We start from the raw sequence: 16,845 nt of genomic DNA on the forward strand, positions 1-16,845 counted from the left end.
GGTACGCGTCATGCGTTCCCTTTTACCTTGAGTTTAAGATCTGCAGCGAAAGATAGCATGCGATTGAGTGGGATCAACGCAGCCTCACGCAGCGCGTCTTCAACATGAATTTCATGCTCGCTGCCGCCGCGTGCTAATCCTTCGGCAATGGCTTTAAGGCCGTTCATCGCCATCCACGGACAGTGCGCACAGCTGCGGCAAGTGGCGCCTTCACCGGCGGTTGGCGCTTCCAGCAGCTCTTTATTCGGTACCGCCTGCTGCATTTTGTAGAAGATGCCGCGATCGGTGGCGACGATCATCTGCGGATGCGGCAGGCTCTGCGCCGCCTGAATCAGCTGGCTGGTGGAACCGACCGCATCGGCTAAATCGACAATCGCCTGCGGTGATTCAGGATGCACCAACACAGCCGCATCCGGATAGAGCGCTTTCATACGTTGCAGCGCCTGGGTTTTGAATTCGTCATGCACGATGCACGCGCCCTGCCAGCACAGTACATCGGCACCGGACTTCTGCGTGACGTAACGGCCAAGATGGCGATCCGGCGCCCAGATGATTTTCTCGCCGAGGCTATCAAGATGTTCAATCAGTTCAACCGCAATACTCGACGTCACCACCCAATCGGCGCGCGCTTTAACCGCCGCCGAGGTGTTGGCGTACACCACCACGGTGCGATCGGGATGCTGATCGCAGAAGCGGTTGAACTCTTCAATAGGGCAACCAAGGTCGAGTGAACATTCCGCCTGCAACGTAGGCATCAGCACGGTTTTTTCCGGGCTGAGGATTTTTGCTGTTTCGCCCATAAAACGCACGCCCGCCACCAGCAAGGTTTTTGCTGGATGCGTGCTGCCGAAACGCGCCATTTCTAGCGAGTCTGATACGCAGCCACCGGTCTCTTCCGCCAGCGCCTGAATCTCTGGATCGGTGTAATAATGGGCCACCATCACCGCATCACGTTCTTTTAGCAAGCGTTTGATTTCGTTCTTGTAGTAGGATTTTTCATCCACACTGAGACGCGCCGGTTTCGGCGGGAAAGGATAGATCGCGTTTTCAGGATCAAACATCAGACTCATGACACGGCTCTCGTTTTCTCAATTTAACAAAATCGCCTACTGTGGCGATGATGCGGCATTAAAACCGCTATCGTGTTTTATATGCTAAACACGATAGCGGAAATACGCGAGAGTGTCGTCTCTTTTTTGCGCGCTCTATAGCAACAATACGCTGCCGATAGATTTCTGCGGGCTTTCCAGTTCAAGCAGGAACGCTTTAACGCTGAGACCGCCCGCAAAGCCGGTCAGTTTCCCGTTGCTGCCAATCACGCGATGGCACGGCGCCATAATCGAAAGCGGGTTTTTACCGTTCGCCGCACCTACCGCGCGCACCGCTTTAGGATTGCCAATTTGTTCGGCGATTTGCTGATAGCTACGGGTTTCACCAAACGGAATAGTGAGTAACGCTTGCCACACTTTTTTCTGGAATTCGGTGCCTACCGTGTCGTACGGCATATCAAACTGCTGGCGTTCACCGGCGAAATATTCGCGCAGCTGCCGTTCTGCCTCACAGAGTATCGGGTGTTGATCGTTACGGCTGATCGGCGTTAACGGTACGCGCTGCGAACCTTCGTTTTCCCACAGAATGGCCGACAATCCGTTGTCAGTAGCAATAAGCGTGAGCTCCCCAACAGGGGTGGCGATAATTTTGGCATGATACATAGTGCACCTCCGGCGTAATCTCTGTTAGCGATTATCGCATTTCCGCCGCAAGAAACTGGCTGTTTTCGGTCATCAGCATAAACTGGTTAGCTGTCCGAAAGCAGCGAGTTTTCCGGTTGAGCTTGCGCGACCATGCCGTTTATTTGCTGGAGATCATGATGTTTGATCCTGAAATTGCTTACCAGGCGCTGACCTCGCGCGATAGTCGCTTTGACGGGCTGTTTTTTGTCGGCGTAACGTCAACCGGTATTTATTGCCGACCGATCTGTCCGGTGAAAGCACCGATGCAGAAGAACTGCCTGTTTTTCAGCAGCGCAGAAGCCGCCGAGAAAGCGCATTTTCGACCATGCTTACGCTGTCGCCCGGAACTGGCACCCGGTTTTGCGCCGGTGGATAGTCATCATCGCATTGCCGATCGTTTGATCCGCCGTATTGAAGAGGGCTTGCTGGAAGAGCAGGAGACGCTCGCAGAGATCGCCAGCGAGTTCAACCTCAGCGAACGTCAACTACGGCGTGTGGTGCAGCAGGAGCTCGGTGTTTCGCCATTAGAATTGCGTCAGACGCGCCGTATGCTGCTTGCTAAGCAACTTCTGACGGAAACCTCGCTACCGGTAACGGAAATTGCCTACGCCAGCGGCTTCCGTAGCCTGAGACGTTTTAATGATGTGTTTCAGGCGCGCTACCGCATGACACCTTCCCGTCTGCGCAAGCAGAGTCAGCCCGATTCTACTACTACGGTGCAGGAAAGCGCTGAACTGCGCCTCAGTTATCGGCCGCCTTACGATTGGGATGCGATGCTCGATTTCCTGCAGCAGCGCGTCATGAAAGAGGTGGAATGGGTCAACGACGGCATGTATCACCGCACCGTGGCGCTGGGCGGCTGTCGCGGTTGGGTGCGCGTGAGCCATCTCGCAGAGAAACAGTCATTGAACGTGCAATTCACGACTTCGCTAACGCCGGTGCTGCCCGCCCTGTTACGTCGTCTGCGCGATCTGTTTGATTTGGATGCGCAGCCACAGCGCATAGCAGAGCACCTCAGCCACGATGCGCTGCTGGCGGAGAGTCTATCGCGCTTTCCCGGTTTACGCGTTCCTGGTGCGTTTGACGGCTTCGAGCTAGGTGTTCGGGCGATACTCGGCCAACAAGTAACGGTGAAAGCCGCAACGACGCTGAGTAGTCGCATGGCACAACGCTTTGGCGAACCGCTGGCAACGCCGTGGCCAGAGCTGTCTCGTTTGCCGCCCAATGGCGAGGCGCTGGCGGCGGCAAGCATTGATGATATCGCTAGCCTTGGGATTGTGAGTGCACGTTCTCATGCTATTCAGGCATTGGCGCAGGCGTGTACTTCTGGTGCCTTGCGCTTTAACGGAGCGGTGAATCCTGATGTGGTTCAGCAGCAGTTGCTGGCGCTGAAAGGGATTGGGCCGTGGACGGCGAGTTATATTGCGATGCGCGCGCTGCGTTGGCCTGATGCGTTTCCCAAAGAGGACATTGCGATTCGTAATAATCTCGGCGGCGTGAGTGCCAAAGTGGCGGAGCAGTTATCGCAGGTTTGGCGACCGTGGCGCAGCTATGCGGTGCTGCATATTTGGAAAAGTCTGACGCCGGTTAAGAGCAAGTAAACCGAGTCATCAGCCGAAAGGACCTAACATTTAAAAAGCATAGAAAAGCAAAAAGGCGCCTTTAGGGCGCCTTTCTACATAACTGGTGGGTCGTGCAGGATTCGAACCTGCGACCAATTGATTAAAAGTCAACTGCTCTACCAACTGAGCTAACGACCCGCTGGGGGCTTACAACCTGATTTGATGGTGGGTCGTGCAGGATTCGAACCTGCGACCAATTGATTAAAAGTCAACTGCTCTACCAACTGAGCTAACGACCCATCAAGGTTGTGAAGCTTACTGAAGAAATCATCTCACTAACAACGGGTTGAGATGGTGGGTCGTGCAGGATTCGAACCTGCGACCAATTGATTAAAAGTCAACTGCTCTACCAACTGAGCTAACGACCCATCTTCAGTGCTGCCGATACTTGTTAAGATATGTCCCGGCAACGGCGGCATATATTACTGATTTAGCGGGGCGGCGCAACCCTTATTTATCACCAAATCACTCAATCGCTTACCTTTCATGCTGCAAGACCAGAAATCACACGAAATCCGGTCTTTTATGCACAAATTACAACCCGGCAAGGCGTTTTTGCGCCTGCTTAGCAGAATCACTATTTGGGAATTGTTTGATCACCTGTTGGAAGACCGCTTTGGCTTTCGCCGTGTCGTTCTTCTCTTGCATGATCACGCCAACCTTAAACAGCGCTTCCGGGGCTTTTGGCGATTTCGCATAATTTTTTACCACAGTGGCAAAATAATAGGCCGAATCGTCTTTTTTACCCTTGTTGTAAAACAGCTGACCGAGCCAGTAATTGGCATTCGGCTGATAGGTAGAATCAGGATATTTCTTCACCCAAGCCTGCAGGGCTGTAATGGCCTGATCGTACTGCTTCTTCTCCAGAATCAATGCAACCGCAGCATTGTAATCCGTGTTGGCGTCGCCGGTTTGAGCTGGCGCTGCCGCACTGGCATTATCGCTGCTAGCGCTATTCGCAGCTGCTGCGCCTGCTGCCGCATCTGCACTACCGCTCGCCTGCGCACCGTTACTGCCGGAGCTTAGGCTATCGATCTGCTGATAGAGCTGTTTCTGGCGCTCAACAACCTGGTTAAGCTGATAGCTGTTTTGCTGGATTTGCCCGCGCAGCGAATCGATATCGCTTTGGTTATCGCTCATCTGCTGCTGCAACTGCTGCAAAAGCTGAGCCTGGGCATTAGAGATACGTTCAAGAGTGGTGACGCGGTCTTCGACCGAGCCTGAGCCAACGCTACTGATTGACGCCTGGGCATTAGCGGCCCAGGGGGCCGCTAAACCAACCAGTAACGACAGACTCAATAGATGAAGTCTGAAGTTACTCATCATACGATTATCTTAGTAAACCAGTACGGCACGACGGTTTTTAGCGTATGCCGCTTCGTCATGACCCAGTACAGCTGGTTTTTCTTTACCGTAAGAAACGATAGACATCTGGTCAGCAGAAACGCCTTTGCCTTGCAGATACATCTTAACGGCGCTTGCACGACGTTCGCCCAGGGCGATGTTGTATTCTGGGGTACCGCGCTCATCCGCATGACCTTCGATGGTCACTTTGTAAGACGGGTTGCTACGCAGGAATGCAGCGTGCTGATCCAGCATCTGAGCGTAATCAGACTGCACGTCATACTTGTCCAGACCGAAGTAAACGATGTTGTTCTGCTGCAGCTGCTGCATCTGCAGGCGCGCTTGCTCGTCAGAAGACATGTTACCGTTCTGGCCCGCACCAGCACCGTAAGCACCGTCGTTAGCGCCCATACCAGTCTGATCGTTGTTGTTGTTTTTGTGTGAGCTACATGCAGCTACTGCGATAACCGGCAGAGCCAGCATCAAACCCTTCAGCACTTTATTCAGTTGCATTTCTTTATCCTATTATTTTGTTTGCCATACATTTTAATCCCCCGCCGTGCAGGGGACCTATGCATCACAGATACGGCGACCAGGCAGGGAATTTGACCTGTCCATCAGTTGCCGGAAGACGCGCTTTGAAACGCCCGTCGGTTGAAACCAACTGCAACACGGAACCCATCCCCTGAGTAGAGCTATAGATTACCATTGTGCCGTTTGGCGCCAGACTTGGCGTTTCATCCAGGAACGTATCCGTTATTGTTTGAACGGCTCCCGTTACCAGATCCTGTTTGGCGACGTGCTGCGCGCCACCGGCGCTGCTGATCATCACCATGGTTTTGCCGTCGGTAGACACATCCGCATCCTGGTTTTGCGCACCTTCCCAGGTAATACGTTGTGGCGCACCGCCGTTAACTCCAACTTTATAAATCTGAGGCGCACCGGCCTGATCCGAGGTATAAGCCAACGTCTGGCTATCCGGGAACCACGTCGGTTCTGTGCTGTTATAACGGCCGTCCGTTACCTGACGCGTCTGGCCAGAAGCCAGATCCATCACATACAGGTTCAGGCTACCGGTTTTCGACAGCGCGAAGGCCAGTTTAGAACCGTCCGGTGAGAAGGCTGGCGCACCGTTGTGGCGCGGATAAGAAGCGACCTGACGAATTGCACCGTTAGACAGCGTCTGAACCACCAGCGCAGATTTACCACTTTCAAAGGTCACGTAAGCCACTTTGCTGCCATCTGGTGACCAGGCTGGCGACATCAATGGCTGCGGTGAACGGTGAACCACAAACTGGTTGTAGCCATCGTAATCCGACACGCGCAACTCATACGGGAACTGACCGCCATTGGTCTGAACCACATATGCAATACGGGTACGGAATGCGCCTTTGATGCCGGTCAGCTTCTCGAACACTTCGTCACTGGCGGTGTGCGCGGCATAGCGCAGCCACTGCTTCGTCACTTTGTAAGAGTTCTGCGCCAATACAGTGCCTGGTGCGCCACCGGTATCCACCAGCTGGTAGGCAATTTGATAGCTGCCGTCAGCGTTTGGCGTTACCTGGCCCACCACAACCGCATCAATGCCCAAGGCGCTCCATGCAGCAGGCTGGACTTCCTGCGCACTCGCGGGTTGCTGCGGCAGACGAGAACGATCCAGCGGGTTAAATTTGCCGCTGTTACGTAAGTCGGCACCTACAATACCGCCGATATCTTCTGGTGCCGCACCGGGGCCAGCCCATTGGAACGGAACCACACCAATAGGACGTGCGGTGTTAACGCCCTGCGTAATTTCAATACGTACTTCTGCATGGAGCATAGCTGCCCACAGCAGTACAAAAAAACCTAAGGTTACACGAAGTGCCTGCTTCATCTTATCTCCCTTACCTGAACCAGAGGTTCATGATAATTCGCACAGTTCCTGAAAAACACGAGTACTCATAGAGTACGGCAAGCTAACCATAGTTCAACCTGCCATACGTTACTGCATTATTCCGGTTTGAAACGCATAGGTGCGTTTTTAAACACTTCATACACTGCCTGAGAAGGCGGCTTAGGAATACGAGCCTGCTTCGCAGCAGCGATAGCCGCCTGACACAAGGCTGGATCACCACCTTCCGATTTAACATCAATCAGCAAACCATCCGGTGCCAGCTTAATGCGCAGGTTGCACTCTTTACCTTTATACAGATCAGCATCGTAGAAGCGGCTCTGAATCGCGCCGACCACTTGCCCCATGTAATTATTGATATCTGCACCTGACGCTCCGGCCTTTTTCTGATTGCCCTGCCCTGCCGCGCCACCCGAAGCGGTACCGCTTTTCGGTGCATTCTTACCAGAAGACAAACCACCCAACAGATCGTCAACCGCATTTTCGTTCTTAGCCGCTTCAGCAGCGGCTTTTTTTGCATCAGCCGCCGCTTTTGCTTTTGCATCTGCTTTTGCCTTGGCTGCCGCATCGGCCTTGGCTTTCGCTTCAGCTGCCGCTTTCTCTTTCGCTTCCGCCGCCGCTTGCTCTTTAGCTTCTTTCGCTTCCTGAGCCGCTTTAGCCTTCGCATCGGCAGCGGCCTGGGCTTTCGCTTCAGCGTCCGCTTTGGCTTTCGCTTCGGCGGCGGCTTTTGCCTGCTGCGCCGCTTTCTCTTTTGCCGCTTCAGCAGCAGCAGCCTTCGCTTGCTCTTCCGCTTTTTTCTTCGCGTCAGCCGCAGCTTGTTTAGCCTCTTCTACCGCTTTGGCTTTGGCATCAGCGGCAGCTTTTGCCTGCGCATCCGCTTCTGCTTTGGCATCGGCCTTGGCTTTTGCGGCAGCTGCTTCGGCAGTTTTCTGCTGTTCCTGCGCCTGCTTCGCGGCAGCCTCAGCGGCTTTCTGCTGCTCAGCCTGCTCTTTCGCCTGCTCTTTCGCTTCTTGCTGAGCCTGCAAACGCTCTTTTTCCATCTGTTTCAAGCGTTGCTGCTCGGCAGCCTGTTTCTGCTGTAACTCTTCGGCCTGCTGCTGCGACTGTTTCTGACGCTGCTGCTCGGCACGCTGACTGTCTCTTTGCTGGTTCTGCTGGCGGTTATATTGTTCAACCACGGCGCCGGAATCGACCATTACTGCGTCAATATCACTGCCACCGCCACCGCCGCTGGATTCGATTTTCTCGTTAAACGAGCTCCAAATCAGTAAGGCGATCAGCACAATGTGCAGAATCACCGACACGATTATCGCGCGCTTTAACTTGTCGTTCTGCTCGGTTGCCTTCGACACTCTCGGTTCCCAAAAACGGTTGGCTTTAAATCGGCTGCGTCATCAAACCGACAGATTTCACGCCAGCCTGATGCAACAGGTTCAGCGCCTTGATGATTTCGTCGTAAGGGACGTCTTTCGCACCGCCGATCAGAAAGACCGTTTTCGGATTGGCTTCAATCCGGCGCTGCGCTTCACTTACCACCTGTTCCGGCGGCAATTGCGTCATACGATCGTGATCCACCACCAGGCTGTACTGCCCAATGCCCGCCACTTCAACAATCACCGGTGGATTATCATCGGTCGAAACGGTTTTCGAGTCTGTTGCATCCGGCAGGTCCACTTCCACGCTCTGCGTAATAATCGGCGCCGTTGCCATAAAGATGAGCAGCAACACCAACAGCACGTCCAGAAGAGGAACAATGTTGATTTCCGACTTAAGTTCGCGGCGTCCACCGCGACCACGGGTTCTGGCCATCGTTAACCTCGACTTACTTCGTGTTGTCGGTGGAGAAAGCCTGACGATGCAGGATAGCCGTGAACTCTTCCATAAAGTTGTCGTAGCCCTGTTCCAGTTTATTCACGCGCTGGTTCAGACGGTTGTACGCCATAACGGCAGGAATGGCCGCAAACAGACCGATGGCGGTAGCGATCAACGCTTCGGCAATACCGGGTGCAACCATTTGCAGCGTTGCCTGTTTTACCGCCCCGAGGGCGATAAAGGCGTGCATGATCCCCCACACCGTACCAAACAGACCAATATACGGACTGATGGAACCCACGGTGCCAAGGAAAGGAATGTGGTTTTCCAGCGCTTCCAGTTCACGATTCATAGAAATACGCATTGCACGGCTCGCACCCTCCACCACCGCTTCCGGTGCATGGTTATTGGCACGATGCAAGCGCGCAAACTCTTTGAAACCCGAATAGAAAATCTGCTCAGAGCCGCCCAGTTCATCACGGCGCCCCTGGCTTTCCTGATAAAGGCGTGAAAGCTCAATACCCGACCAAAACTTATCTTCAAATGCTTCGGCTTCACGCCCGGCAGCATTCAAAATGCGCGTGCGTTGAATAATGATTGCCCAAGAGGCAATGGAAAAGCCGATCAAAATCAACATGATAAGTTTGACCAGAAGGCTTGCCTTCAGGAACAAATCAAGAACATTCATGTCAGTCACTGCTTGAACTCCGCGACAATAGACTTGGGAAGCGCAATTGGCTTCATTAGATGTGGGTTGATGCAGGCAATCAGGACTTCTGCTTCATTTAGCACTTTACCTTCTGCATTCACGATACGCTGTGAGAATGTCATGGTTGCACGGGTCATTGCGGTGACTTCTGTTTGAATCTCCAGAAGGTCGTCAAGACGTGCGGCCGCAACAAAATCAATCGTCATGCGTCGTACCACAAAAGCGACCTGCTCTTCCAACAGGACTTGCTGATTGAAATGATGCTGGCGCAGCATTTCGGTACGTGCTCGTTCATAGAAAGCAAGATAACTGGCGTGGTAAACCACACCACCAGCATCGGTGTCTTCGTAATAGACCCGAACCGGCCAGCGAAACAGCGTAGTACTCACTCTACATCCCGGTCTCATTTTAAACGTTGCTACTATACGCAAGAGAGATCGGCTTGGGAATGGTCCGCCAGAGCCAGGAGAAAATAATTATCACAGGTTAACAACTGGAAGGATTTTTAGGATGTTTCTTGACCTGACGCTGACAAAACCTCACGTCAGCGCCTGAAAAAGCAGCATTTTTAAGTCCTGATTCAGAACTTAATGATAGAACCAAACGATACCGACCAGCAGTACCAGCACCGCCGGTAGCGGAGAGAACAGCGCCTGCCAGCGCAAACGCTGCGGACGGAATCCGCAGCCGTGAATAACGCCAGCGCAGACGGCCCAAATCAGCAAAAGTCCATGCCATATCGCTAAATCACTGGTTCGCGCGGCAAAGCGTGAGGGCTGCCAAATAACACAGCCTGCCAGCCACAGCGCAAGGATCAACGAAAGGGCCCGTAACGGGCCCTTGTCCATCAGACGATAGAGTGTCTGAATCACTGCGCGCATCAGGCTTGTTTATCCTTCGCGCTGCTCTCTTCAACATGCTCCAGCGCCAGCGCCGTGATCACACCGAACGCACAGGCCAGCAAGGTGCCAAGAATCCAGGCAAAATACCACATGCTCAATCTCCTTAATCAGTACAGGGAGTGCGTATTGCTCTCAATGTGTTCTTTAGTGATACGGCCAAACATCTTGTAATAACACCAGGCGGTGTACGCCAGGATAATCGGTACAAAGATGATGGCGGCAATGGTCATCACTTTCAGCGTCAGCAGGCTAGACGTGGCATCCCACATGGTCAGGCTGATGCCCGGCACGGTGCTGGAAGGCATGATGAATGGGAACATCGCGATACCAGCGGTCATAATGACGCAGGCCAGTGTCAGTGAAGAGAAGATAAATGCCCAGGCACCTTTCTCCAAACGCGAGCAGAGAACGGTCAGCAGTGGCAGCACGACGCCCAACAGCGGGAACAGCCACAACACCGGCGTCTGCTCAAAATTCACCATCCATGCACCGGCTTCACGCACGACATCTTTACCCAGCGGGTTGGATGCGGCGTGATGATCGATGACGCTTTTCAGTACATAACCGTCAATACCATATTTCACCCACACGCCGGCAAGCACGAAGCACACCATCATTACCAACGCTGAGATCTGTGCGGTACTGCGGGTGCGCAGGTGCAATTCACCGGTTGTACGCATTTGCAGGTACGTGGCCCCTTGCGTCAGGATCATCGCCACACTCACCACACCCGCTAACAGGCCAAACGGATTCAGCAGCTGGAAGAAGTTACCGGTATAGAAGAGGCGCAGATATTCATCGGCGTGGAACGGCACGCCTTGCAGCAGGTTACCGAACGCCACACCAATCACCAGCGGCGGCACAAAGCTACCAATGAAGATGCCCCAATCCCACATGCCGCGCCAGCGCATATCTTCAATCTTCGAGCGGTAGTCGAAACCCACCGGACGGAAGAACAGTGAAGCAAGCACCAGAATCATCGCTACGTAGAAGCCAGAGAAGGCGGCGGCATACACCATCGGCCAGGCCGCGAACAGCGCACCACCGGCGGTGATCAGCCAAACCTGGTTTCCGTCCCAGTGCGGCGCAATGCTGTTAATCATGATACGGCGCTCGGTATCGGTGCGGCCAAGCACACGCGTTAGCATGCCCACGCCCATATCAAAGCCGTCGGTAACCGCAAAACCGATCAGCAACACGCCAATCAGCAGCCACCAGATAAAGCGCAAAACTTCATAGTCAAACATGGTAGCTCTCCTTATCCACGCACCGGCTGAGATGATGATTTCAGCGTTTCATGATGATAGCGGCCGGTTTTCAGGCTGCTTGGACCGAGGCGCGCAAACTTGAACATCAGGTACATTTCCGCCACGAGGAACAAGGTGTAGAGACCGCAAATCAGAATCATCGAGAACAGCAGATCGCCGACGGTCAATGAAGAGTTGGCTACCGCTGTTGGCAGCACCTCACCAATCGCCCATGGCTGACGACCATATTCGGCAACAAACCAACCGGACTCAATTGCAATCCATGGCAGCGGAATGCCGTATAGCGCCGCTTTCATCAGCCAACGAGATTTACCAATACGGTTGCGAATAACGCTCCAGAAGGAGAGAGTGATGATTCCCAGCATCAACACACCGCCCAGCACCATGATGCGGAAGGCGAAGTACAACGGCGCCACACGCGGGATAGAGTCCTGAGTTGCTTTCTGAATTTGCGCTTCAGTAGCGTTAGCCACATCCGAGGTATAGCGTTTTAACAGCAGACCATAACCGAGATCTTGCTTGCTGCCTTCAAACTGGCTACGCACCGCCGGATCTTTGCTACCTGCACGCAATTCGTTCAGCAATGCATAGGCTTTCATGCCGTTACGGATACGCACTTCATGCTGCGCCAAAAGATCTTTCAGCCCAGTAACCGGCGTATCAACTGAACGCGTCGCGATCAGGCCGAGCAGATACGGGATCTGAATGGCATATTTATTTTGTTGTGTGTCCTGATCCGGGATACCAAACAGGGTAAACGCGGCCGGTGCCGGCTGGGTTTCCCACTCCGCTTCAATTGCGGCCAGTTTGGTTTTCTGCACGTCGCCGATTTCATAACCGGATTCATCACCCAGTACGATAACGGACAAAATCGCTGCCATGCCGAAGCTTGCTGCGATAGCAAAAGAGCGTTTAGCAAAAGCGATATCACGCCCTTTCAGCAGATACCACGCGCTGATACCAAGAATGAACATGGCTCCGGTGGTGTAGCCCGCAGCTACGGTGTGCACAAATTTCACCTGCGCCACCGGATTGAGGATCAGCTCGGAGAAACTCACCATCTCCATGCGCATGGTTTCGAAATTAAATTCTGATGCGATGGGATTTTGCATCCAGCCGTTCGCCACCAAAATCCACAGCGCCGACATATTCGAACCGAGTGCCACCAACCAGGTCACCGCGAGGTGTTGAACCTTGCCCAGGCGATCCCAGCCGAAGAAAAACAGGCCGACAAAGGTGGATTCGAGGAAGAACGCCATCAAGCCTTCGATGGCCAGCGGCGCACCGAAGATATCGCCGACGTAGTGGGAGTAATATGACCAGTTAGTACCGAACTGAAACTCCATTGTCAGACCGGTAGCCACGCCTAGCGCAAAGTTAATACCAAATAACTTGCCCCAGAACTTGGTCATATCTTTATAAATTTGTTTCCCCGTCAGGACATATACGGTTTCCATGATCGCCAGCAAAAACGCCATACCTAGCGTTAAAGGCACGAACAGGAAATGGTACATCGCCGTTAGGGCAAACTGTAAACGCGACAGCTCGACAATATCTAACATGATGACTCCTTGCTCCTCGCATGAACTCGCTCTGCGGATGACAACGGCAAACAACAGACATTGACGCGCAGAATAAGATTCAGGAACGACTGATTATTGATTCCAGTTTTGTTACTGATAGAACAGAGAAACCTGCTGCCCGAAGAGAGCGAGTAACAGTGACGAAATTCCCTGAAAATCCGATCATTTCAGTCAATTTCGAGCAGGAGTGATATGGGGAGGCGGCAGAATTGATATGACAACGCCTGACACAAACTCCTGAAAAATTATGAAGAAGACTGAATTGATGCAGCGCAATTTATACTGGTTAGGTTGCGCTTTGCCAGCGGTAAAGTTTCCTTTAACTCGCAAATTATTGATCTGGATTAAGACAATAAATTTCCAAATATGTATTGATAAAGTCGTTGTTAATTAATTGTCAAAACCACAAAATTTAATTAAGAATATAATTACCTTTCCCGCAAATATTTAACCTCATTGCGGGAATCTATCTTTCCACTTTTTGGCTTAAATCCAGCGAATTTTCCCTTCTTTACCTGGATGACAGAGTAAGCATAGCCGCAGTTTTTCAAGTTGTTAGGATTTTTTTCCCTGCGGTTTGATGGGTTATCACATAAAAAAAGCCACCCGAAGGTGGCTCTTCTACATCTGACCGATGACTTATTTAATGGGCAGAACCGCTTTAACCGCATCACCAATATCGGCAAGGCTACGAACGGTTTTCACACCGGCCGCTTCCAGTGCAGCAAACTTCTCATCAGCAGTGCCCTTACCACCGGCAATGATGGCACCTGCGTGGCCCATACGCTTGCCTTTCGGTGCAGTTACACCGGCAATGTAGCCCACAACGGGTTTGGTCACGTGTGCTTTGATGTAGGCAGCCGCTTCTTCTTCCGCGCTACCACCGATCTCACCGATCATCACGATCGCTTCGGTCTGTGGATCGTCCTGGAACAGTTTCAGGATGTCGATGAAGTTAGAGCCTGGGATCGGGTCACCACCGATACCGACGCAGGTAGACTGGCCATAGCCGATGTCCGTAGTCTGCTTAACGGCTTCATAGGTCAGCGTTCCTGAACGCGAGACGATACCTACGCGGCCCGGCTGGTGAATGTGGCCCGGCATAATACCGATCTTACATTCGCCTGGGGTGATCACGCCTGGGCAGTTCGGGCCGATCATACGTACGCCTGCTTCATCCAGCTTCACTTTCACGGTCAGCATATCCAGGGTTGGAATACCTTCAGTGATGGTGATGATCAGCTTGATACCCGCATCAATAGCTTCCAGGATACCGTCTTTGCAGAACGGCGCCGGAACGTAGATCACGGTGGCGGTTGCGCCAGTCGCTTCTACCGCTTCACGCACGGTGTTGAACACGGGCAGGCCAAGATGCGTGGTGCCGCCTTTGCCTGGCGTGACGCCGCCAACCAGCTGCGTACCGTAGGCCAGCGCCTGCTCAGAGTGGAATGTCCCTTGACCACCGGTGAACCCCTGGCAAATGACTTTGGTGTTTTTGTCGATCAAAATGGACATTATTTACCCTCCGCTGCAGCGACAACACGCTGTGCTGCGTCTGTCAGGCTGGTTGCTGCAATGATATTCAGACCGCTGTCCGCCAGTTTCTTAGCGCCCAGCTCGGCGTTGTTACCTTCCAGACGTACCACCACTGGCACGTTCACACCCACTTCTGCTACCGCACCAATGATGCCGTCTGCGATCAAGTCGCAACGTACGATGCCGCCGAAGATGTTAACGAATACCGCTTTAACGGCATCGTCAGACAGGATGATTTTGAAGGCTTCGGTCACGCGCTCTTTGGTTGCACCGCCGCCAACATCAAGGAAGTTTGCCGGCTCACCACCGTGGTGTTTCACGATGTCCATGGTGCCCATCGCCAGACCGGCGCCGTTCACCATGCAGCCGATGTTGCCATCCAGCGCAACGTAGTTCAGTTCCCACTGTGTTGCGTGCGCTTCACGTGGATCTTCCTGGCTTGGATCGCGCATTTCACGCAGCTCCGGCTGACGGAACAGTGCGTTACCGTCTGCGCCTAATTTACCATCCAGGCAGATCAGGTCGCCCTGCTTGGTGATCACCAGCGGGTTGATCTCAACCATTGCCAGATCGCGCTCGAGGAACATGGTCGCCAGACCCATGAAGATTTTGGTGAACTGGCTGACTTGCTTACCGGTCAGGCCCAGTTTGAATGCCAACTCGCGGCCCTGATACGGCTGAGGACCTGCCAGCGGATCCAGCGCCATCTTGTGGATCAAGTGTGGCGTTTCTTCTGCCACTTTCTCAATCTCAACACCGCCTTCCGTCGAAGCCATAAAGATCACGCGACGGGTTGCACGGTCAACCACCGCGCCCAGATACAGCTCCTGATCGATATCAGTGGCGGCTTCAACCAGAATCTGGTTTACCGGCTGGCCGTGCGCGTCAGTTTGATAGGTCACCAGACGTTTGCCCAGCCAATGCTCAGCGAAAGCACGAATATCTTCTTTACTGTTAACCACTTTCACGCCGCCCGCTTTACCGCGGCCACCGGCATGAACCTGACATTTCACTACCCACGGACCTGCGCCAATTTTAGACGCGGCTTCTTCTGCTTCACGTGGCGTTGTGCATGCGTAACCAGTCGGTGCTGGCATGCCATAGCGTGCAAACAGCTGCTTCGCCTGGTATTCATGTAAATTCATGATGTTCTATCCATTCAGGTAAGATTTTGGGTGCGCCTTTATCACCGCGCACCCGGCGAAATTAGACGTCGAGCAGCAGGCGAGCTGGATCTTCCAGCATCTCTTTTACCGCGACCAGATAGCCAACGGATTCACGACCATCAATCAAACGGTGATCGTAAGAGAGCGCCAGATACATCATCGGCAAAATCACCACCTGACCATTGACCGCCATTGGGCGCTCTTTGATGGCGTGCATGCCCAGAATGGCGCTCTGCGGAGGGTTAATGATTGGCGTGGACATCAGCGAACCAAACACACCACCGTTGGTGATGGTGAAGTTACCGCCGGTCAGCTCTTCAACCGTCAGCTTGCCGTCACGGCCTTTCACTGCCAGCTCTTTAATCTTCTTCTCAATGTCGGCCATGCTCAGCGCATCAACATCTTTCAGCACTGGCGTTACCAAGCCACGCGGGGTAGAAACCGCAATGCTCACATCGAAATAGTTGTGGTAAACCACATCTTCGCCATCAATAGACGCGTTGACTTCCGGGAAGCGTTTCAGCGCTTCAACCACCGCCTTGATGTAGAAGGACATGAAGCCCAGACGCACGCCGTGACGTTTTTCAAACGCATCACCGTACTGCTTACGCAGATCCATGATTGGCTTCATGTTGATTTCGTTGAAAGTAGTCAACATAGCGGTGCTGTTTTTCGCTTCCAGCAGACGCTCGGCCACACGCTTACGCAGACGCGTCATCGGCACGCGTTTTTCGCTGCGGTTAGCCACAGCAGCCTGCGGTGCCGCGGCAGCGGCTGGCGCTGATGCAGCTTTGCCGCCGTCGGCTTTCTTCGCCAGATGTTTTTCCACATCTTCACGCGTCAGACGGCCGCCAACGCCCGTGCCTTTGATCTGGCTGGCATCAAGGTTGTTTTCAGCAATCAGACGGCGTACCGCTGGGCTGAGCGCATCGTTGCTCTCTTCTTCCAGCGAAGCAGTCTGGCGCTGAGCCGGAGTAGACTCGTTGCTTTCTGCTTTTGCCGCTGTCTCTTTCCCGCCGCTGTTGCCCTCTTTCAGGCGACCCAGAATCTGGCGCGAAGTCACGGTAGCCCCTTCCTCTTCCAGCACGGCTTCCAGAATGCCGTCCGCTGAAGCAGGCACTTCCAGCACCACTTTGTCGGTTTCAATTTCTACCAGTACTTCATCGCGGCTCACAGAGTCGCCAGGTTTTTTGTGCCAGGTTGCAACCGTTGCGTCCGCTACGGATTCAGGCAAATCGGGAACGAGAATTTCTACGCTACTCATTTTCTTTCCTTTTTA

The 16,845-nt window shown here is 53.3% G+C and carries 17 protein-coding genes and 3 tRNA genes; 1 reads left to right on the forward strand and 19 read right to left on the reverse strand.

Features of this window, described 5'->3' with window-relative positions; all coding sequences use genetic code 11:
- Positions 1-8: 8 nt before the first annotated feature.
- Together nadA and CRO19_RS02940 are read right to left on the reverse strand one after the other, a co-directional pair.
- Positions 9-1,070 carry a quinolinate synthase NadA gene (nadA, locus tag CRO19_RS02935; protein ID WP_097094537.1) on the reverse strand — a complete coding sequence of 354 codons (1,062 nt, stop codon included), beginning with the start codon at positions 1,068-1,070 and terminating at the stop codon, positions 9-11.
- A 135-nt stretch (positions 1,071-1,205) separates the two neighbouring features.
- Entirely contained in the window at positions 1,206-1,712 is a 507-nt protein-coding gene (locus tag CRO19_RS02940) for a methylated-DNA--[protein]-cysteine S-methyltransferase (RefSeq protein WP_097094538.1), read from the reverse strand.
- Positions 1,713-1,870: 158 nt separating this feature from the next.
- Between CRO19_RS02940 and CRO19_RS02945 the strand changes: the two genes are divergently transcribed.
- Positions 1,871-3,334: an AlkA N-terminal domain-containing protein gene (locus tag CRO19_RS02945; RefSeq protein WP_097094539.1), complete on the forward strand. Its 1,464-nt coding sequence runs from the start codon at positions 1,871-1,873 to the stop codon at positions 3,332-3,334.
- Between the two features lie 83 nt (positions 3,335-3,417).
- Here the strand turns inward: CRO19_RS02945 and CRO19_RS02950 are convergent.
- From CRO19_RS02950 to odhB, 17 genes are all read right to left on the reverse strand, one after another.
- Positions 3,418-3,493: transfer RNA gene (locus CRO19_RS02950), tRNA-Lys, on the reverse strand.
- Between the two features lie 25 nt (positions 3,494-3,518).
- Positions 3,519-3,594, reverse strand: a tRNA-Lys gene (locus tag CRO19_RS02955).
- 53 nt (positions 3,595-3,647) lie between these two features.
- Positions 3,648-3,723, reverse strand: a tRNA-Lys gene (locus CRO19_RS02960).
- Between the two features lie 166 nt (positions 3,724-3,889).
- Positions 3,890-4,681: a cell division protein CpoB gene (cpoB, locus tag CRO19_RS02965; protein WP_097094540.1), complete on the reverse strand. Its 792-nt coding sequence runs from the start codon at positions 4,679-4,681 to the stop codon at positions 3,890-3,892.
- A 9-nt stretch (positions 4,682-4,690) separates the two neighbouring features.
- Positions 4,691-5,212 (reverse strand): peptidoglycan-associated lipoprotein Pal, encoded by a 522-nt coding sequence (pal, locus tag CRO19_RS02970; protein WP_097094541.1) that lies wholly within the window; start codon positions 5,210-5,212, stop codon positions 4,691-4,693.
- A gap of 64 nt (positions 5,213-5,276) precedes the next feature.
- Positions 5,277-6,572 carry a Tol-Pal system beta propeller repeat protein TolB gene (gene tolB, locus CRO19_RS02975; protein ID WP_097094542.1) on the reverse strand — a complete coding sequence of 432 codons (1,296 nt, stop codon included), beginning with the start codon at positions 6,570-6,572 and terminating at the stop codon, positions 5,277-5,279.
- Between the two features lie 116 nt (positions 6,573-6,688).
- The gene (gene tolA, locus CRO19_RS02980) at positions 6,689-7,942 is read right to left on the reverse strand and encodes a cell envelope integrity protein TolA (protein WP_097094543.1); all 1,254 of its coding nucleotides are present in this window, start codon (positions 7,940-7,942) and stop codon (positions 6,689-6,691) included.
- Between the two features lie 25 nt (positions 7,943-7,967).
- The gene (gene tolR, locus CRO19_RS02985) at positions 7,968-8,399 is read right to left on the reverse strand and encodes a colicin uptake protein TolR (RefSeq protein WP_097094544.1); all 432 of its coding nucleotides are present in this window, start codon (positions 8,397-8,399) and stop codon (positions 7,968-7,970) included.
- Between the two features lie 13 nt (positions 8,400-8,412).
- Positions 8,413-9,099 carry a Tol-Pal system protein TolQ gene (gene tolQ / locus CRO19_RS02990; protein ID WP_034829162.1) on the reverse strand — a complete coding sequence of 229 codons (687 nt, stop codon included), beginning with the start codon at positions 9,097-9,099 and terminating at the stop codon, positions 8,413-8,415.
- Positions 9,096-9,518 (reverse strand): tol-pal system-associated acyl-CoA thioesterase, encoded by a 423-nt coding sequence (gene ybgC / locus CRO19_RS02995; protein WP_370659782.1) that lies wholly within the window; start codon positions 9,516-9,518, stop codon positions 9,096-9,098. Before ybgC ends, tolQ begins: the two co-directional genes overlap by 4 nt.
- Positions 9,519-9,698: 180 nt before the next feature.
- Entirely contained in the window at positions 9,699-9,992 is a 294-nt protein-coding gene (gene ybgE, locus CRO19_RS03000) for a cyd operon protein YbgE (protein WP_097094546.1), read from the reverse strand.
- Positions 9,992-10,105 carry a cytochrome bd-I oxidase subunit CydX gene (gene cydX / locus CRO19_RS03005; RefSeq protein ID WP_097094547.1) on the reverse strand — a complete coding sequence of 38 codons (114 nt, stop codon included), beginning with the start codon at positions 10,103-10,105 and terminating at the stop codon, positions 9,992-9,994. Before cydX ends, ybgE begins: the two co-directional genes overlap by 1 nt.
- Before the next feature lie 15 nt (positions 10,106-10,120).
- On the reverse strand, positions 10,121-11,260 hold the full coding sequence (gene cydB / locus CRO19_RS03010) for a cytochrome d ubiquinol oxidase subunit II (RefSeq protein WP_097094548.1): 1,140 nt from the start codon (positions 11,258-11,260) through the stop codon (positions 10,121-10,123).
- An 11-nt stretch (positions 11,261-11,271) separates the two neighbouring features.
- Positions 11,272-12,843 carry a cytochrome ubiquinol oxidase subunit I gene (gene cydA, locus CRO19_RS03015; protein WP_097094549.1) on the reverse strand — a complete coding sequence of 524 codons (1,572 nt, stop codon included), beginning with the start codon at positions 12,841-12,843 and terminating at the stop codon, positions 11,272-11,274.
- 660 nt (positions 12,844-13,503) lie between these two features.
- The gene (gene sucD, locus CRO19_RS03020; protein WP_007890645.1) at positions 13,504-14,379 is read right to left on the reverse strand and encodes a succinate--CoA ligase subunit alpha; all 876 of its coding nucleotides are present in this window, start codon (positions 14,377-14,379) and stop codon (positions 13,504-13,506) included.
- Positions 14,379-15,545, reverse strand: coding sequence for an ADP-forming succinate--CoA ligase subunit beta (sucC, locus tag CRO19_RS03025; protein ID WP_007890646.1), 1,167 nt, complete (start codon positions 15,543-15,545; stop codon positions 14,379-14,381). The genes sucD and sucC overlap by 1 nt, the downstream gene beginning before the upstream one ends.
- Before the next feature lie 61 nt (positions 15,546-15,606).
- Positions 15,607-16,830: a 2-oxoglutarate dehydrogenase complex dihydrolipoyllysine-residue succinyltransferase gene (odhB, locus tag CRO19_RS03030; protein WP_097094550.1), complete on the reverse strand. Its 1,224-nt coding sequence runs from the start codon at positions 16,828-16,830 to the stop codon at positions 15,607-15,609.
- Between the last annotated feature and the right edge of the window lie 15 nt (positions 16,831-16,845).

The sequence above is a fragment of the Candidatus Pantoea floridensis genome, from assembly GCF_900215435.1.
GTDB classification, from domain to species: domain Bacteria; phylum Pseudomonadota; class Gammaproteobacteria; order Enterobacterales; family Enterobacteriaceae; genus Pantoea; species Pantoea floridensis.